Here is a 17883-nt window from a genome sequence, read left to right as displayed (position 1 = left end):
CCCCCACCCACCGCCGCCGTACCGAAGAACCCCGGCCCGAGGCCGATGGTCAGGGCGCGTAGGGTGACCGGCGGGTCACCAGCGAGGGGAGCGGGGAGCATGGCGATGGCGGCGGAGCCGTTCGGCAGAGTGCGAGGGCGGGCCGCGGCCCTGCTCGCCGCGGCGGGGGCGGCCCGCGCGGCCTACGCCGGGATCCGCCGCAAAGCCCCCGGCGGACCTGCCATGTGGGAGCGGCGCAACCACGCCGGCCGCCCCGTCGACCTCTACGCAGGCCCCGCCGTAACCCTCGGCACCGCGATCGCCGCCGTCAGCGCCCCCACCCTCCCCGTACGAGCCCGCGCCGCCGGAGCCGTCGCCGTGCTCGCGGCCGGAGCCTGCGGCGCGTACGACGACATGGCGGGCCGCGGCGACTGCCGCCGCGGCTTCCGGGCCCACCTCAGGGCGCTGCGCGAGGGCGAGGTCACCTCCGGGGCCGTCAAGCTCTTCGGGATCGGCGCCGCCGGACTCGCCGCCGGAGCGCTGCTCAAAGAGCGCAGCGCGGACCGGCTCCTCGCCGGAGTCGTCATCGCAGGAAGCGCCCACCTCGCCAACCTCCTCGACGTACGCCCCGGCCGCGCCGCCAAGGCCGTACTCGCCGCCGCGGCGCCCGGGCTCCTGCGGAGCGGCGCCGCCGGGGTGCTGGCCGCCGGGCCCGTCGGGGCGTCCGCCGCCGTCCTCTGCGACGACCTCGGCGAGCGCACCATGCTCGGTGACGCGGGCGCGCACGCGCTGGGCGCCGGACTCGGCCTGGCGGTCGCGGCGGGCAACGGCCGTACGGGGCTTGTGCTGCACGCCGCCGCGGTGGTCGCGGCCGCGGCCGTGGGAGACGCGGTCGGCAACGGCTCGGCCTGGCGGGAGCTCGCCCTGCTCCGCGCGTGGGACGCGCTGGGCCGCCGCCCGGAACCCGCGACCGTCTTCTCGCGCGGCGCCACACCCGTACGCCTCACCGGCGCGTCGCCCGGTCGCTGAACGCCGTCCCCCGGACGGGTGACCGGGCCGCGGCGCGCGCGGCCTCAGGAACCGGAAACCGCCGAAGATCCCCGCCCGGTCCGGCGCGCGTGCTGGCATGCTGGGATTACGCGCAAGCGGCCCCCAATCACCCCCTCATCCCCTCGCCCCCTCGCGTCCGACGCCGACTCAGGAGCTCCACCCGCGTGAGCAGCACACCGGTCCCGCCGCTCGGGCAGTCGACGTTGCACGCCGTACAGGTGCTGGGGCGCGGGAGTTCGGGCAGTGGCGCGCACGTGCGCTCACTGGCGGCCGGGCTCGTCGCGCGGGGCGTACGGGTGACGGTGTGCGCCCCGCAAGCCGCCGAGCGCGCCTACGACTTCACGGGTGCAGGGGCCCGCTTCGTGTCCGCCGAGGCGCGTGCGGACCCGTCGGCACTCACGGCACTGCGGGCCGTCTGTGCGGACGCCGACCTGGTGCACGCGCACGGGCTGCGGGCCGCCGTCCGGGCGTCACTGGCGCTCGGCGGGCGGCATGGCACGCCGTTGGTCGTCACCTGGCACACCAGCATCCACGCGGAGGGCGCGCGTGCCCAGCTCGTGCGCCTGACGGAGCGCCGGGCGGCGCGGGCCGCGACAGTCCTACTGGGCGCGTGCTCGGAGCTGGTGGAGCGCGCCAGGAAACGGGGAGCGCGCGACGCCCGCCTCGCGGCGGTCGCGGTGCCCGAGGCCGAGCCGTCGTCGTCCTCCGGCACGGCGCCGGCCTGGTGCGACGACGGCGAGCGGCGGTGTACCAAGGCGCGCGCGGAACTCGGCGCGGTGGGCAGGCCGTTGCTGCTCGCCGTCGGGCGGCTGGAACCGTGGCAGGGGCACGGCCCGCTGCTCGACGCCACGCGCGCGTGGCGGGACCTCGAGCCGCAGCCGCTGCTCGCCCTCGCGGGCGAAGGGAATGAACGGGCCGAGCTGCAGCGCCGTATCGACGGCGAGGATCTGCCGGTACGGCTGCTGGGCCGGCGCGAGGACGTCACCGAGCTGCTGGCCGCGGCCGACGTCGCCGTACTGCCGAGCCGCTGGGAGGCGCGGGCGCTCTTCGCACAGGAGGCGCTGCGGGCAGGCGTGCCCCTGGTGGCGACGGCGGTCGGCGGCGTGCCGGAACTGGTGGGCGAGGCGGCCGAACTCGTGCCGTACGGGGACGCCGCCGCGCTGGCGAACGCGGTCACGCGGCTCCTCGACGCCCCGGAACGGCGTGCGGAACTCGCGGCGGCGGGGCGGGCGCAGGCGGCCACGTGGCCGACGGAGGACGAGACGGTGGCGCAGGTCCTGAGCATCTACGACGAACTCGAGGACCGCCGCCGGTCCGCTCCGCGGAGGTGAGCGAGGGCGGTCTGCCGTGCGCCGCGGCGCCTCGGCCGGCCCGTTCTGCGTTCGGCTGCCTTCAGCCGAGCGACCGCTCGGCGGTCAGGGAGTGTGCCGGCGGGCCTGCAGCGCCAGATTGAGGGTGAGGACCGCCTGGGGGTCGTCCAGGTCGGTGGCCAGGAGCTGGGAGATACGGGCCAGGCGGTCGTAGAGGGTCTGGCGGTTGAGGTGGAGTTCGCGGGCCGTTTCCGCTTTGCGGCCCGCGTGGGCGAGGTAGGCCTCAAGGGTGGGGAGCAGCGGCGGGCGGGCCGTGCGGTCGTGAACGAGCAGCGGCCCGATCGCGCGATCCACGAAAGCCGCGAGATCGGGGTGGTCGCGCAGCCGCCACAGCAGCAGGTCGATGTCGAGCCGGCGGGCGTCGTACCAGGGCCGGGGCGGCAGGCCCTGTGCCGCGGTCGCCGCCTCCGCCGCATGCCGCAGGCCGGGGCCCGCGCCCGCCCAGTCGCCGGCCACGCCGACGACGACCGCGGGCGGCAGCACCCCGGCGCGTTCGAGCCCGGCCCGTTCGACGCCTGCCCGCAGGGCGGCGGCGACCCGGTCGGCCGCGGCCGACCGTTCGGACTCCGCACGGAGGCCGAGCAGCAGCGGAACCCGGCCTTCCACCGGCCGTACGCCCATCAGCACAGGCAGCCCGACCGTCGTCAGCTCCTCTTGGACGGCGCGGACCAGCACGGCCCAGTCGCCCGGCGGGATCAGCTCGGCGGGCAGCCGCATGACGACCGGCAGCAGAAGCCCGTCGGCCGGCCGGAAGCCCAGAACGCGCGCCTGGGCGGGGGCATCCTCGGCCGTCGTCCGGCCTTCGGCGAGGTCGGTGAGAAAGTCGCCGCGGCCGCGGGCCGCCAGCTCCTCCTCCTGCCGCGCCTGCATCAGAACGACGGCCAGCAGCCCGGCCGTACGTTCTGCCGCTATGCGGTGGACGGGCTCGAGCGGTCCGTCCACGGGGAGGATCACCAGGCGGGCCCGCACCGCGCCGGGGCCCGGGCCGCCGCCCGGGATGTCCACGGTCACGCCACCGGCCGGGAGCTCGGGGGCCCGGCCGGAGCGCTGCCTGCGCAGGCCGTCCCAGACCTGCACAGGATCGGCCGCCGCGGCCTGCCCCGCGGCGTACAGCAGCTGCCCGTCCGGGGTCTCAAGGAACACCGGATTGCCCGCGAAGTCGGCGAGCAGCCGCAGCACGTCCGGCGCACCGCCGCCGCGCAGCAGCAGCTCGGTGCAGCGCCGGTGGACCTCCTCCGCGCTGCGGAGCATCGCGTAGTGGCCGTTGACGATCTCGGTGTGGATCTCCTCGGTGACGGTCACGAAGGGGACTTGGCGGTGCAGCTGTACGAGTGGCAGGCCGCTGGAGCGGGCGGCGTCGAGGAGCGCGGCCGGCAGCTCGGTGAACCGGCCGCCCAGTTCGACGACGAGCGCCGCGATACCGCGCTCGGCGAGCGTGCGGACGAAGTTGCGCTGGTCGGCGGGGCGGGTGCCGAGCCCGAGGCCGGTGGTGAGGAGAAGCTCGCCGCCCTTGAGGAGGGAGGCGATATCGGGCACCTCGCCCGCGTGGACCCAGCGGACCGGCCGGTCCAGCTGATCCTCCGAGGCGACGACTTCGGGGAGCCCGCGGCGGAGGGCGGGCAGCTCGAGTGCCCGCCGTACGGTGATCCCCGCCTGCGCTTCCATGCCGCGGACGCTACCCCGGGCGCCTCGGCCACGCCCAATCCGGGCCCGCCGGGCCCACAGGGGGGTCCACCGGCCCACCGGGCGGTTCCCGCGGTGACCGCCGCCCCTGGCTACGCCGGGCGGGTCCGCGCCGCGGGGGGTTGCTCGCCCTTGCCGTCTGCGGGTTGGGTGTGCCCACCCGTTCCGCCCCAGCGGAACGAATGCCCACACCCTTGTCACGTCGAGGCCCGTACCACCAGGCGCGCCGGGGTGACGACCGGCGCGAGCGGGGCCGCCGCCTCGGTCGCCGGCGCGAGCGGGCCGGCTGCCCCGGCGCCCGTCGCGAGCGCGGCGGACGCTTCGGTGTCCGGCGTGACGCCCAGGCGGCGGAGGAGCAGCGAGGCCATCAGCCGCCCCATCTCCTCGACGTCCTGGTGGACGGTCGTCAGCGGCGGCTCCGCCCACGCCGCCGGTTCCATGTCGTCGTACCCGACGACGGCCACGTCCCTCGGCACGTGCCGCCCGGCCGCCCGCAGCGCGCGCAGCGCCCCCGTGGCCATGAGGTCCGATGCCGCGAACACCGCGTCCAGGCCGGGGGAGCGGCCCAGGAGTTCGATCATGGCGCGCTCGCCGCCCTCGGCCGTGAAGTCGCCGTGGGCCACGAGCGCGGGGTCGGGCTCGGCGATGCCGAGGGCGTCGCGGTAGCCGTCGAGGCGGTCGACGGCCGAGGTCTGGTCGAGCGGGCCCGTGATGACGGCGATGCGCTCCCGGCCGCGTTCGAGGAGGTGCTCGACGGCCTGCCTCGCGCCGCCGCGGTTGTCGGTGTCGACGTACAGCAGCTCCGGGTCGAGGTCGGCGTCCGCCCAGCCGGGGCGGCCGCCGAAGACGGTCGGCAGCCCTGAGGACGCGGCCATCGACGGCAGCGGGTCGTCGCGGTGCAGGGAGAACATCAGGGCGCCGTCGACATGGCCGCCCGAGAGGTAGCGGCCGATCCGCGGATAGTCCCGGGGGTGTTCGACGAGCAGCAGCAGGAGCTGGGTGTCGCAGGCGGACAGCTCGCGGCTGATGCCGCGCAACTGCTGCGCGAAGAACGGGTCGGAGAAGACCCGCCGCTCCGGCTCGGCGATGACGACGGCGATCGCGCCCGTACGCCGGGTGACCAGGCTGCGCGCCGCGCTGTTCGGTACGTAGCCGAGGTCGGCCACGGCCCGCTGGACCTTTTCCCGCACCGACGCACGGACGCCCGCACTGCCGTTGACCACGCGCGACACGGTCGCGCGGGAGACCCCGGCGTGCGCGGCGACGGCTTCCAGCGTGGGGCGTGGATCGGGCACGGCCAACTCCTTTTCTCCGGCGGAGGCTTGACGCTACCGCCTGAAATAGGCAATGTGCTGGGTCATGGGCTTGAGAGCGCTCTCTGCCATGCTCTCACCCTCCCCTCCTCATATCTCCTCACACCCCCCACCCAGAAGAGGAGCGATTGCACATGCGCATGCGCAAGCACCGCCCGTCCACCCCCATGATCACCCGCCGGAGGGCCCTCGGGCTGGCGGCGGGAGCAGCGGCCGGAATCGGCACGGGCCTGGCGTTCGGATCCGCCAGGGCGTCGGAGGACTCCCCGCGCGCCGCGGCGGGCCTGCCGCTCACCATCTCCAACAAGACCGGGGAATACGCCAATGCGTCGATATGGGTCTACATCGTCGGCAATGACGGCAAGCAGCAGGTCCGGGTCACGCCCGAGGGCGAGCTGAAGCCGGTCTCGCTGTCCGACAACGGCTCCGACGGGTTCACCGACTACGCGATCCCGCTCTCCGGCAGCGGTGACACCACGCTCACGCTGCCGTTCATGTCCGGCCGGATCTACACCGCGCTCGGCGACAAGCTGAAGTTCAAGGCCGTCGAGGACGGCAACGGCGCCGCCGCCCTGGCCTACCCCGCGGGCTGGGCCGAGTCGGACCCCAACTACGCGGTGCTGCACGACTGCGCCGAGTTCACCTACAAAGACACCGGCATGTTCTGCAACACGACCATGGTCGACATGTTCAGCGTCCCGATGGCCATCCACCTCACCGGGGCCAAGGACCAGACGACCGGCACCCTGCGCGACGGCGCCCGCACCAAGATCTTCTCCGACATCGCCGCCCAGGACGGCTTCGGCAAGCTCGTCATCGACGACCGGCGCATTATCGCCCCGGGCCACGGCATGGACGCCGGGCTCTTCGCGAAGGACTACCTCGCGCCGTACATCGACGAGGTGTGGAGCGCGTACGAGTCCAAGGACCTCGTCGTCACCACCAACGCCGGCAAGTTCACCGGCCGGGTCAGCGGCGGGAAGCTGTCCTTCACCGGACCCGGCACGGTGTCTTTCGACAAGCCCTCCACCCGCGACGTGCTGTTCTGCGACGGAACCCTCGCCGCACCGAACGACCAGATCACCGGCCCGGTCGCCGCGATCCTCGGCGCGGGCTTCAACCGCACCACGCTGCACGACCAGGCCGCCCAGCCGTCCACCGACCCCGCCACGTTCTACGGGGCGGAGCTCACCCACCACTACGCGAAGGTGATGCACGAGGCGTCGGAGGACGGCAAGGCGTACGGCTTCGCCTTTGACGACGTCGCGAGCTTCGCCTCGTACATCGAGGACGGTGCCCCGCAGCGCATGACGCTCACGCTGACCCCGTTCTGAGCTCCCGCTGACGCCGTTTTGAGAGCGCGGCCGGGCGCCCGAGAGCGCCCGGCCGCCGCCTCGAGGCCGGTCAGCCCCCGTACGCGCCCGAAGCGGTCAGCCGCAGTGCGGTGTCGATCAGCGGCACGTGGCTGAACGCCTGCGGGAAGTTCCCGACCTGGCGCTGCAGCCGCGGGTCCCACTCCTCCGCGAGCAGCCCCAGGTCGTTCCGCAGCGACAGCAGCTTCTCGAAGAGCTTCCGCGCCTCGTCGACCCGGCCGATCATCGCCAGGTCGTCGGCCAGCCAGAACGAGCAGGCGAGGAAGGCGCCCTCGTCGCCCTCCAGGCCGTCCACGCCCTTCTCCTGCCCCTGCGTCGGGTAGCGCAGCAGGAAGCCGTCCTCGGTGCCCAGCTCCCGCTGGATCGCCTCGATCGTGCCGATGACGCGCTTGTCGTCCGGCGGCAGGAAGCCCATCTGCGGGATCAGCAGCAGCGAGGCGTCCAGCTCCTTCGAGCCGTAGTACTGCGTGAAGGTGTTGCGCTCCTTGTCGTAACCCTTCTCGCACACCGTGCGGTGGATCTCGTCGCGCAGCTCCCGCCACCGCTCCAGCGGCCCGTCCGCTTCGCCGGACTCGATCAGTTTGACCGTCCGGTCCACCGCGACCCACGCCATGACCTTGGAGTGCACGAAGTGCCGGCGCGGCCCGCGGACCTCCCAGATGCCCTCGTCCGGCTCGTTCCAGTGGTTCTCGAGGTAGCTGATGAGCTTCAGCTGGAGCAGGGCCGCGTAGTCGTTGCGCGCCAGGCCCGTCATGTGGGCCAGGTGCAGGGCCTCGGTGACCTCGCCGTAGACGTCGAGCTGCAGCTGCCCCGCGGCGCCGTTGCCGACCCGGACCGGCTGGGAGCCCTCGTATCCCGGCAGCCAGTGCAGGTCGGTCTCGCCCAGTTCCCTCTCGCCCGCGATCCCGTACATGATCTGCAGGTTCTCCGGGTCGCCCGCGACCGCGCGGAGCAGCCACTCGCGCCAGGCCCGCGCCTCCTCGCGGTAGCCGGTGCGCAGCAGCGACGACAGCGTGATCGCCGCGTCCCGCAGCCAGGTGAAGCGGTAGTCCCAGTTCCGGGAGCCGCCGATGTCCTCGGGCAGCGAGGTCGTGGGCGCCGCCACGATCCCGCCGGTCGGACCGTACGTCAGCGCCTTCAGCGTGATCAGCGAGCGCACCACCGCATCCCGGTACGGGCCGTGGTAGGTGCACTGCTCGACCCACTCCCGCCAGAACTCCTCGGTCGCCTCCAGCGACGCCTCGGGCTCAGGCAGCGGCGGCGGCTCCTTGTGCGAGGGCTGCCAGCTGATGGTGAACTCGATCCGCTCACCCGGGGAGATCGTGAAGTCCGAGTACGTGGTCAGGTTCTCGCCGTGCGTCTCCACGGGGGTGTCCAGCCAGACCGAGTCGGGGCCCGCGACCGCGACGGTCCGCCCGTCGATCTTGTGCACCCACGGCACGACCCAGCCGTACGAGAAGCGCATCCGCAGTGCCGACCGCATGGGTACGCGCCCGCTCACGCCCTCCACGATCCGGATCAGCTGGGGTGCGCCGTCGCGCGGAGGCATGAAGTCGATCACCCGCACCGTGCCGCGCGGGGTGTCCCACTCGGACTCCAGCACCAGCGAGTCGCCCCGGTAACGGCGGCGGTCCGCCGTCGGGGGCTCGATGCCCTCCTTGTGGGCCGGGCCGAGCCGCCAGAAGCCGTGCTCGTCCGTGCCGAGGAGACCCGCGAAGATCGAATGCGAGTCGAAGCGGGGGAGGCAGAGCCAGTCGGCTGTGCCGTCCCTGCAGACGAGGGCGGCTGTCTGCATATCTCCGATGAGAGCGTAATCCTCGATACGCCCGGCCACGTGCATCTCCAGTCGAACGGCCTGGTCGCCCATGTGGGCGTCTTGCGGTCAAGGGAACATTGACGAGCTCTTGTTCCGGAGGGAGGGCGGGGGTGGTGCCGAACCGGCTCGCTCGCTGATGTGTCCGAGCAGGATACGACGCTCAGTAGCGATCTGCGCGACCCTCTCGGCAACCTTCCTGATCCGGACGGGTGAGCCACCTGGGACACCCGGATGGCGGCCTTTCCCTTGCCGGATACTGCGCGGAAGGCTGGAAGCGGTCTCGCGTTGTCGCTGATACCCTGGTAGCCCGTGGACCGGTGGGCCCCACCCCAGGTGAAGGCACCCCGAACCGCAGCGACGGCATCCCCCTCGGCACCATCTCGGACCAGGGTACGTGCCGGCCCGCTTTTCACGACGCGACCACGGGAGCCCCCTCTTGGCACTGCCGCCCAAATCCATGACGACCAGGCACCTCTTCGTCACCGGGGGTGTCGCCTCCTCGCTCGGCAAGGGGCTCACGGCCTCCAGCCTGGGCGCGCTGCTCAAGGCGCGGGGCCTGCGGGTCACGATGCAGAAGCTCGACCCGTACCTCAACGTCGACCCCGGCACGATGAACCCCTTCCAGCACGGTGAGGTATTCGTCACGAACGACGGTGCCGAGACGGATCTGGACATCGGCCACTACGAGCGTTTCCTGGACGTCGACCTCGACGGCTCGGCCAACGTGACGACCGGGCAGGTCTACTCGACGGTGATCGCCAAGGAGCGGCGCGGCGAGTACCTGGGCGACACCGTGCAGGTCATCCCGCACATCACCAACGAGATCAAGCACCGCATCCGCCGTATGGCCACCGACGACGTGGACGTCGTGATCACCGAGGTCGGCGGCACGGTCGGGGACATCGAGTCGCTGCCCTTCCTCGAGGCCGTCCGCCAGGTCAGGCACGAGGTCGGCCGGGACAACGTCTTCTTCGTCCACGTCTCCCTGCTCCCGTACATCGGACCCTCGGGCGAGCTGAAGACCAAGCCGACCCAGCATTCGGTAGCGGCGCTGCGCAACATCGGTATCCAGCCGGATGCGATCGTGCTGCGCGCCGACCGCGACGTCCCGCAGTCCATCAAGCGCAAGATCTCGCTCATGTGCGACGTCGACGAGTCCGCGGTGGTCGCCGCCATCGACGCCAAGTCGATCTACGACATCCCGAAGGTGCTGCACAGCGAGGGCCTCGACGCGTACGTGGTGCGCCGCCTCGACCTGCCGTTCCGGGACGTCGACTGGACCCAGTGGGACGACCTGCTCAAGCGGGTCCACCAGCCGGAGCACGAGGTCACGGTCGGCCTGGTCGGCAAGTACATCGACCTGCCCGACGCCTATCTCTCGGTCACCGAGGCGCTGCGCGCGGGCGGCTTCGCCAACAACGCGCGCGTGAAGATCAAGTGGGTGGTCTCCGACGACTGCAAGACCGCGGCGGGGGCCAAGCGGCAGCTCGCCGACGTCGATGCGGTCTGTGTGCCCGGAGGCTTCGGCGAGCGGGGCGTCGAGGGCAAGGTTTCGGCCATCACCTACGCCCGCGAGAACAAGATCCCCCTGCTGGGCCTGTGCCTGGGTCTGCAGTGCATCGTCATCGAGGCCGCGCGGAACCTCGCGGGCATCGACGACGCGAACTCCACCGAGTTCGAACCGGCCACCGGCCACCCGGTCATCTCCACCATGGCCGAGCAGCTCGACATCGTCGCCGGCGAGGGCGACATGGGCGGCACCATGCGGCTCGGCATGTACCCGGCGAAGCTCGCCGAGGGCTCCATCGTCCGCGAGGTCTACGGCGACCAGCCGTACGTCGAGGAGCGCCACCGCCACCGCTACGAGGTCAACAACGCCTACCGCACCGAGCTCGAGAAGAACGGCCTGGTCTTCTCCGGCACCTCCCCGGACAACAAGCTGGTGGAGTACGTGGAGTACCCCCGCGACACCCACCCTTACCTCGTCGCCACCCAGGCCCACCCCGAGCTGCGCTCCCGCCCGACCCGCCCCCACCCGCTCTTCGCGGGCCTGGTGAAGGCGGCCGTCGAGCGGCAGCTGGGGGCGCGCCGGCAAGAAGCCCAGGTCTGACCGATACGGTGGGCAGGGGTACCGGGCACCCACGGCCCGTACCCCTGCACCACTGTTTCCGCGGAGGACTCCCACTCATGGGCCAGCACACCCAGCGCCTGCACGACACCCCCGAGGAGTGGCAGGTCACCGACACCGCCATCCCGTTCACCGGCAACAAGACCAGCGTCCGCACGGACCGGGTCGTCATGCCGGACGGCTCCGTCGTCACCCGTGACTACCAGGTCCACCCCGGCTCGGTGGCGGTCGTCGCCCTCGACGACCACGACCGCGTCATCGTGCTGCGCCAGTACCGCCACCCGGTGCGGCAGAAGCTCTGGGAGATCCCCGCCGGGCTGCTCGACGTCCCCGGCGAGAACCCGCTGCACGCGGCCCAGCGCGAGCTGTACGAGGAGGCGCACGTCAAGGCCGAGGACTGGCGGGTCCTCGCCGACGTCTACACAACGCCGGGCGGCTGCGACGAGGCCGTACGGATCTTCCTCGCGCGGAACCTGTCCGAGGCCGAGGGCGAGCGTTTCGAGGTCTCGGAAGAGGAGGCCGACATGGAGTTCGCCCGGGTGCCGCTGGCGGATCTCGTACACGGTGTGCTGGCGGGCGAGCTGCACAACAACTGCCTTGTCGTCGGCGCCCTCTCGCTCTCCGCCGCCCTCGCGGGCGACGGCATCGACTCCCTCCGCCCGGCCGACGCGCCCTGGCCAGCCCGCCCCTTCGAGGCCTGAGCGGCCTGGGGGCCGACCGCGCCCCTCCGATGATCCGTTGTGGTGATCTTCGGCCCGCCCAACAGCCCTGCTCCGCACGGCCCGTCGCACAGCGTGAACTACGCTCGGACCGTTCCCGTCCGCAGCCGCGGCGGGCTCGTGCGCGTGCCGAGGGTCTCTCCCCTCGCCGCGCTGCGGTATCCCTCACGCCGGAGGCAGGGAAGGGAGCGTGGCCCGTGACGGATCAGGCGCTGAACCCCGGCGGGCGGGCGCAGCCGTCCCGGGGCGGGCCCCGAGCCCGTACCGGCACCGCGCCGCAGCTGGGGGCACTCCCCCTGGCTTCGCCGGGGGGACCCCCACCCAGGCGAAGCTCTGGGGGAGCCGCCCACGGATTCCACGGCCGCGGCCGTGAGCTCAGGTCGCTGCGCGAGGACATCGCCCAGGCCGGGCTCGACACCCTCTCCGGGCGCAACGCCGCCCGGGCCCGGGTCCTCCTCATCGCCGGCCGCCCCGGCTCGGGTCGCACCGCGCTCGCCGAGGAGTTCGCCCGGCAGGTGGCGGGCGACTACCCCGAGGGCGTGCTGCGCGCCCAGCTCACCCTGCCCGGGGGGCGGCCCGTGCCCACCGCGCGGACCGCCCGCGACCTGCTCGCCGCGCTCGGCTCCTCCGCGGCCCCCGGCTCCGACGAGGACGAGCTGACCGAGGCCCTGCGGCAGGCCCTCGCCGGGCGCAAGATCATGCTGCTCCTCGACGACGTGGCCGACCCCGAGCAGGTGCACCCGCTCATTCCCGATGAGCCGGGGTGTCTCGTCCTCGCCACCTCCGAGGGCCCGCTGACCGGGGTGCCGGACGTACGGCCGTGCACCCTCGGCGGCCTCGACACCGCCGCCGCCGTCGAACTCCTCGCCGGTTACGCCGGCCGGACCCGCTTCACCGTCGATCCCGTCGCCGCCCGCTCCCTGGTCGAGGAGTGCGAGGGCCGGCCCGCCGCGCTGGTGCTCGCGGGCGGCTGGCTCGCGGCCCGCCCCAAGGCGTCGGTCGCCGATGTGGCGCAGCGGCTGCGCGAACTCCCGCCGGGGGAGGGGCAGGGGCAGGCCGTACGGCCGCTGGCCCGCGCCTTCCGGCTCGTGTACGAGTCGCTGCCGCCGCCCGCCGCTCGGATACTGCGGCTGCTGGTGCTGGCGCCCGCGGGCTGCGTGGACGCGCACATCGCCTCGGCGCTGGCCGGGTGTTCGGTGACCGCGGCCCAGGGCTCCCTCGACCTCTTCGCCGCCCACGGGCTGCTGCGCACGGTGGAGGAGCCGGACCACGCGGGCGTGCCCCAGTACCGCCTGCCGGGCTGCCTCGCCCCGCTGCTGCGCGCGCTGCTGCGGGCTCAGGACAAGCCCGCCGAGGTACTGCTCGCCCGCGCCCGGATGCTGGAGCGGACCGTACGGCAGCTGCAGTCCTGCCGGGCCATCGCCGAACCCGTCGACTCTCCGGCCCGCAAGCGGCTCGCCGGGCTGCCGAAGGCCCTGCGCTTCCCGTCCCCGCAGGCCGCCGCGGACTGGCTCGACTCGCGGCTGCCGATGCTGCTGGCCGCGGCCGTGCTCGCGGTCGAGGACGGCCAACTCGACACCCAGGCCAGGCGGCTCGTCTCCGCGCTCGCCCGGGCGCTGATCACGCACTGGGGCGAGGACGGCGCCGCACCCGAGCTCTATCCGCTGCACCAGCTGGTCCTGGACGTCGCCGAGCGGCAGGACCTGAAAGTGGAGCAGGCGGCCGCGCTGCTCAACCTGGCCGACCTCGACGTCGGGGCGGGCCGGACCGGCGAGGCGCTGCGCCGCTACCGGGGCGCGCTGGACGCCGCGCGGTCCGCGGGAGACCCGCTGCTCACCGGGCGTGCGCTGGAGTCCCTCGGCGGCACGTACCAGGAGCTGGGCGACTGGCAGCGGGCCGCGGACTGGTACGGGCGGGCGCTGTCGCTGCGGCTCGCCCGCAACGAGCCTGCCGAAGAGGCGCGGCTGTACGGGCGGCTGGGGGCGGTGCACTGCTACGCGGGCCGCTGGGGCGAGGCGCTGCGCAACTGGCGGGCGGCCGCGGCCGGCTATCGCAGGCTGCGCGACTCAGCGGGCCACGCGCGGGCACTCGGCGAGATGGCGAGGGTGCAGGAGTACGCGGGGCGGCCCGAGGAGTCGCTGCGCACCTGCGAGGAAGCGCTGACATGGGCACTGCGGGCCGAGGACCGGCGGCTCCAGGCGGCGCTGCGGCTGCGGATGGCGGACACGCTCGACCGGCTCCACGACCCCGCGGCGGCGAGCCTGCAGCGTGGGGCTGCAGAACGGCTGCTCAGCGACACGCCGGGTTCCGCCTACGAAATCCGTAGCGTCTCGCCGGAAGATTGATTGATTGAAAGGCTAGACAGCGCGACGTCCTTCAATAGACTGGTCGAGCCGCACATTGGTGCGGCCGCATCCCGTATGCAGCCGCATGCTGGGGTTTGTACGTAATCCGCTGATTCAAGGACCGTGATCGACGTGAAGGTCGGCATCCCCCGCGAGGTCAAGAACAACGAGTTCCGCGTGGCCATCACCCCCGCCGGCGTGCTCGAGCTCGTCCGAGGCGGCCACCAGGTCTTCGTGGAGCAGGGCGCCGGCCTGGGCTCCTCCATCCCGGACGCGGAGTACGTCTCGGCCGGGGCGAACATCCTCCCCACCGCCGACGAGATCTGGGCGACCGCCGACCTGCTGCTGAAGGTGAAGGAGCCGATCGCCGAGGAGTACCACCGCCTCCGCAAGGATCAGACGCTCTTCACCTACCTGCACCTGGCGGCCTCCCGCGAGTGCACGGACGCGCTCCTGGAGTCCGGCACCACCGCCATCGCGTACGAGACGGTGGAGACCGCGAACCGCGCGCTGCCGCTGCTCGCCCCGATGTCCGAGGTCGCGGGCCGGATCGCCCCGCAGGTCGGCGCGTACCACCTGATGCGCTCGGCCGGCGGCCGCGGCGTGCTGCCGGGCGGCGTCCCTGGTGTGGCTCCGGCCAAGGCCGTCGTCATCGGCGGCGGCGTCTCCGGCTGGGAGGCCGCGCAGATCGCCATCGGCATGGGCTTCCGCGTCACGCTGCTCGACAAGGACATCAACAAGCTGCGCGAGGCCGACAGGATCTTCGGTGCCAAGATCCAGCCGATCGTCTCCAACGCCCTCGAGCTGGAGAAGGCCGTCCTCGACGCCGACCTCGTCATCGGTGCGGTGCTCATCCCGGGCGCCAAGGCGCCGAAGCTGGTCACCAACGAGCTGGTATCCCGGATGAAGCCCGGAAGTGTGCTTGTCGACATTGCGATCGACCAGGGCGGCTGCTTCGAGGACTCCCGTCCCACCACGCACGCCGAGCCGACCTTCCGGGTCCACAACTCGGTCTTCTACTGCGTCGCCAACATGCCGGGCGCGGTGCCCAACACCTCGACGTACGCGCTGACCAACGCCACGCTGCCGTACATCGTGGAGCTGGCCAACCGCGGCTGGGTCGAGGCGCTGCGCCGCGACGCCGCGCTGGCACGAGGCCTCAACACCCATGACGGGCAGGTCGTTTACGGCCCGGTGGCACAGGCGCACGGTCTGCAGTCCGTGGAGCTGAGCTCGCTTCTCGGCTGAGTATTCGGGCTGTCACCCGGGCGAGCGTCAACACGCGCCGTCAACATCGTCAACATCGCTTCTCCGGCCGGGCCTTGTCCATTAGGGTCCGGTCGGAGACGTGAAAGACGTTTCCGATTGCCGTGTCAACTCGCCTTGGAACGTAACCCTTTAACCGATTCGCACGCCCGCACATCGCACGCCGTGACCCGCGATCGAGCTCCTCACGCCCTTGACAGAAGGGTGTTCGGATGCCGACACATCGTGCCGGGTCCGGTGGATTGTGTTGCTGTGAACCATCGACACGCCATAGAGTCGCCAACCGTCGGCATGGTGTCACGCTGACCTATCGATAAATTTCTGACCGCATCCAAGGAGGTAAGACGACTTGTGAATGAGTCGACATTTACTCCCGGAGGTGGTCAACCAGGGATGGGCCCCCTACGTCCAGTGGGCGTGGAGGTGCCCCCAGCGCGGGGCCAGGGTCCCTCTGGGCTCGAGACTGTCGGCTCCGTCGCTGTCAACACCTTGAAAGCCCGCCAGAGCAGCCCGAGCATGACAGCCCACCAGAGCATGGACGGCCACCACGTGAACGCCATGGCCGGCGACCAGCGCGGCAATGACCCCGCCACCCGTTTCGCCGACTACGACGACCTGCCCGAGGGGCACTTCTACGACCCCGACGCCGAGTACGAGCCGGACCCCGAGTACGCGGCCACGCTCGCCCCGGACGCTGCCCGCCAGCGCCGGGAGCGCATCGGCCCGACCGGTCGCCCCCTGCCGTACTTCCCGATCCCGGGCCCGCTGACCGACCACGGCCCCGCGAAGATCATCGCGATGTGCAACCAGAAGGGCGGGGTCGGCAAGACAACCTCGACCATCAACCTGGGCGCGGCACTCGCGGAGTACGGACGCCGGGTGCTGCTGGTCGACTTCGACCCGCAGGGCGCGCTGTCCGTAGGCCTCGGCGTCAACCCGATGGAGCTCGACCTGACGGTCTACAACCTGCTCATGGAGCGGGGCATGGCGGCCGACGAGGTGCTCCTCAAGACGGCCGTGCCCAACATGGATCTGCTGCCCAGCAATATCGATTTGTCAGCGGCGGAAGTGCAGTTGGTCAGCGAGGTCGCCCGGGAGTCCACGCTCCAGCGGGCGTTGAAGCCGCTGATGGCCGACTACGACTACATCGTCATCGACTGCCAGCCCTCGCTCGGCCTGCTCACCGTCAACGCGCTCACCGCGGCCCACAAGGTGATCGTGCCACTGGAGTGCGAGTTCTTCGCACTGCGCGGAGTCGCGCTGCTCACCGAGACGATCGAGAAGGTGCAGGAGCGGCTCAACCCGGAGCTCGAACTCGACGGCATCCTCGCCACGATGTACGACTCGCGCACGGTGCACAGCCGCGAGGTCCTCGCGCGCGTGGTCGAGGCCTTCGACGATCACGTCTACCACACGGTGATCGGCCGTACGGTCCGCTTCCCCGAGACCACGGTCGCGGGCGAACCGATCACCACGTACGCCTCCAACTCCGTTGGTGCCGCCGCGTATCGCCAGCTCGCCAGGGAGGTGCTCGCCCGGTGCCACGCCGAGTGAGTCTCCCGGGGGCGGACGAACTGTTCCGCACCACCGGAGGGACGGCACTCCAGCCGTCGTCCCCCCGGCAGCACGCCAACGGAGAGACACCCGGGTCGGCGCCGCGGGTGCCCGCCCCGGCGGGCGAGCAGGACCCGGCGGCGAAGTCGGGACCGGGCGCGAAGTCCGGATCGGGAGCGAAGCCGGGGCCGGGCGGAAAGGGCGGGCCGGGGCCCGCGGCGCCGTCCGCGCCGTCCGGCGAGGGGGCTTCCGCATCCGGCACGGGATCCAAGCCCGGTGCGCCGGGCGAAGCCGCCCCGGCCGAGCACAGCGGGCGGGAGAGCGACGACGGGAAGTCCGCGGAGGTCCGTACGCCGCCGCAGGCCGCCAGGTCCAAGGGCCGCGCCGCGCAGGAAGGGCCCGGCGCCCCGCGCCCGGCGACCGGCGCGAACCCCTCCACGTCCGCGCAGGCCGCGGGAGGTCAGGCCCAGGCCCGGCGCCGCTCCCGCAACGCGCCCCGCCGCCCCAGCGGCCGGGAGCGCCACGACGAGAAGATCACCGTCTATGTCTCCGCCGAGGAGCTCATGGACCTCGAGCACGCGCGGCTGGTCCTGCGCGGCGAGCACGGGCTCGCCGTCGACCGCGGCCGCATCGTCCGCGAGGCGGTCGCGGTCGTCCTGGCGGACCTCGAGTCGCGCGGCGACGCGAGCATCCTGGTCCGCCGCCTGCGCGGGCGCTGACCCCGGCCGCGGGCCACGGGAGGTAACCTGCCGTTTCCGCGGGCTGACCCCTGGCGTCCGGCCCGGCGACCCCCCGCCCCTGGCTTCCGCCCGGGAACCCCAGCCACCTGGACCGTAATGCCGACGAACGACGCCCCCGCGCCCCGCACCCCCCGCCGCACCCTGGGTCGCGGCCCCGGCACGAGCCCGCTCGCCGCGGGGGCCGCTGCCGCGCAGGAGCCCGCTTCCGTCCGGACGGAGGAGGCGCCGCTGGACCCGAGGACGGCCCCGGAACCGCGCCCCGAGCCGGAGCCGCGGCCTGAGCCGGAGTCGCGGCCTGAGCCGGAGTCGCGGCCTGAGCCGGAGCCGCGGTCCGAGCCGGGGTCGCGCCTTGAGCCGGAGTCTGCGCCGGAACCGCCGCCTGAGCCGGAGTCCGCTCCGGGCCCGGCGGAAGAGGCGTCGGAGGAGCCCACTGCGGCGCCGGAACAGGTGCTGCAGCCGCAGCTCGAGCCGGAGCCGGTGCCGGGACCGCGTCCAGAGCCTGGGCCCCCTCCGGCCTCGGCGGAAGAGGCGCTGGAGGAGCCCCCTT

12 protein-coding genes are annotated in these 17883 nt (G+C 72.9%); 9 read left to right on the top strand and 3 right to left on the bottom strand.

All coding sequences use genetic code 11. From position 1 onward, the window contains the following. The first annotated feature begins 99 nt into the window (after positions 1–99). Together ACTWP8_RS36330 and ACTWP8_RS36325 are read left to right on the top strand one after the other, a co-directional pair. Positions 100–1008 (top strand): hypothetical protein, encoded by a 909-nt coding sequence (locus ACTWP8_RS36330; RefSeq protein ID WP_443326332.1) that lies wholly within the window; start codon positions 100–102, stop codon positions 1006–1008. Positions 1009–1193: 185 nt separating this feature from the next. Further along, a complete protein-coding gene (locus ACTWP8_RS36325) occupies positions 1194–2360 on the top strand; it encodes a glycosyltransferase family 4 protein (RefSeq protein ID WP_443326331.1) in 1167 nt (388 codons plus the stop codon). 84 nt (positions 2361–2444) lie between these two features. Here ACTWP8_RS36325 and ACTWP8_RS36320 read toward each other — a convergent pair whose 3' ends face one another. Both ACTWP8_RS36320 and ACTWP8_RS36315 read right to left on the bottom strand, forming a co-directional pair. After that, the gene (locus ACTWP8_RS36320; RefSeq protein ID WP_443326330.1) at positions 2445–4064 is read right to left on the bottom strand and encodes a PucR family transcriptional regulator; all 1620 of its coding nucleotides are present in this window, start codon (positions 4062–4064) and stop codon (positions 2445–2447) included. A gap of 215 nt (positions 4065–4279) precedes the next feature. Then, entirely contained in the window at positions 4280–5383 is a 1104-nt protein-coding gene (locus ACTWP8_RS36315; protein ID WP_443326329.1) for a LacI family DNA-binding transcriptional regulator, read from the bottom strand. Positions 5384–5562: 179 nt separating this feature from the next. On the opposite strand from ACTWP8_RS36315, the gene ACTWP8_RS36310 reads away from it, so the two are divergent. Beyond that, a complete protein-coding gene (locus tag ACTWP8_RS36310) occupies positions 5563–6729 on the top strand; it encodes a glycoside hydrolase family 64 protein (RefSeq protein ID WP_443326336.1) in 1167 nt (388 codons plus the stop codon). Between the two features lie 70 nt (positions 6730–6799). On the opposite strand, the gene ACTWP8_RS36305 is transcribed toward ACTWP8_RS36310, so the two are convergent. Beyond that, the gene (locus ACTWP8_RS36305) at positions 6800–8602 is read right to left on the bottom strand and encodes a glycoside hydrolase family 15 protein (protein WP_443326335.1); all 1803 of its coding nucleotides are present in this window, start codon (positions 8600–8602) and stop codon (positions 6800–6802) included. Positions 8603–9041: 439 nt separating this feature from the next. Between ACTWP8_RS36305 and ACTWP8_RS36300 the strand changes: the two genes are divergently transcribed. From ACTWP8_RS36300 to ACTWP8_RS36275, 6 genes are all read left to right on the top strand, one after another. Then, positions 9042–10694 carry a CTP synthase gene (locus ACTWP8_RS36300; RefSeq protein WP_443326328.1) on the top strand — a complete coding sequence of 551 codons (1653 nt, stop codon included), beginning with the start codon at positions 9042–9044 and terminating at the stop codon, positions 10692–10694. Between the two features lie 77 nt (positions 10695–10771). Continuing rightward, positions 10772–11413, top strand: coding sequence for an NUDIX domain-containing protein (locus ACTWP8_RS36295; protein ID WP_443326327.1), 642 nt, complete (start codon positions 10772–10774; stop codon positions 11411–11413). A 215-nt stretch (positions 11414–11628) separates the two neighbouring features. Then, complete coding sequence (locus ACTWP8_RS36290; RefSeq protein ID WP_443326326.1) at positions 11629–13776, top strand: tetratricopeptide repeat protein; 2148 nt, start codon at positions 11629–11631, stop codon at positions 13774–13776. 132 nt (positions 13777–13908) lie between these two features. Then, positions 13909–15024 (top strand): alanine dehydrogenase, encoded by a 1116-nt coding sequence (gene ald, locus ACTWP8_RS36285; RefSeq protein WP_443326334.1) that lies wholly within the window; start codon positions 13909–13911, stop codon positions 15022–15024. A gap of 411 nt (positions 15025–15435) precedes the next feature. Next, positions 15436–16596, top strand: coding sequence for a ParA family protein (locus tag ACTWP8_RS36280; protein ID WP_443318747.1), 1161 nt, complete (start codon positions 15436–15438; stop codon positions 16594–16596). Beyond that, positions 16593–17315, top strand: coding sequence for a hypothetical protein (locus tag ACTWP8_RS36275; RefSeq protein WP_443326325.1), 723 nt, complete (start codon positions 16593–16595; stop codon positions 17313–17315). Before ACTWP8_RS36280 ends, ACTWP8_RS36275 begins: the two co-directional genes overlap by 4 nt. Positions 17316–17883: the final 568 nt, after the last annotated feature.

This window comes from Streptomyces sp. 7N604, assembly GCF_052245475.1.
Lineage (GTDB): Bacteria > Actinomycetota > Actinomycetes > Streptomycetales > Streptomycetaceae > Streptomyces.
The sequence above is the reverse complement of the archived record's forward strand: the minus strand, read 5'-3'. Positions and strand labels throughout refer to the sequence as shown.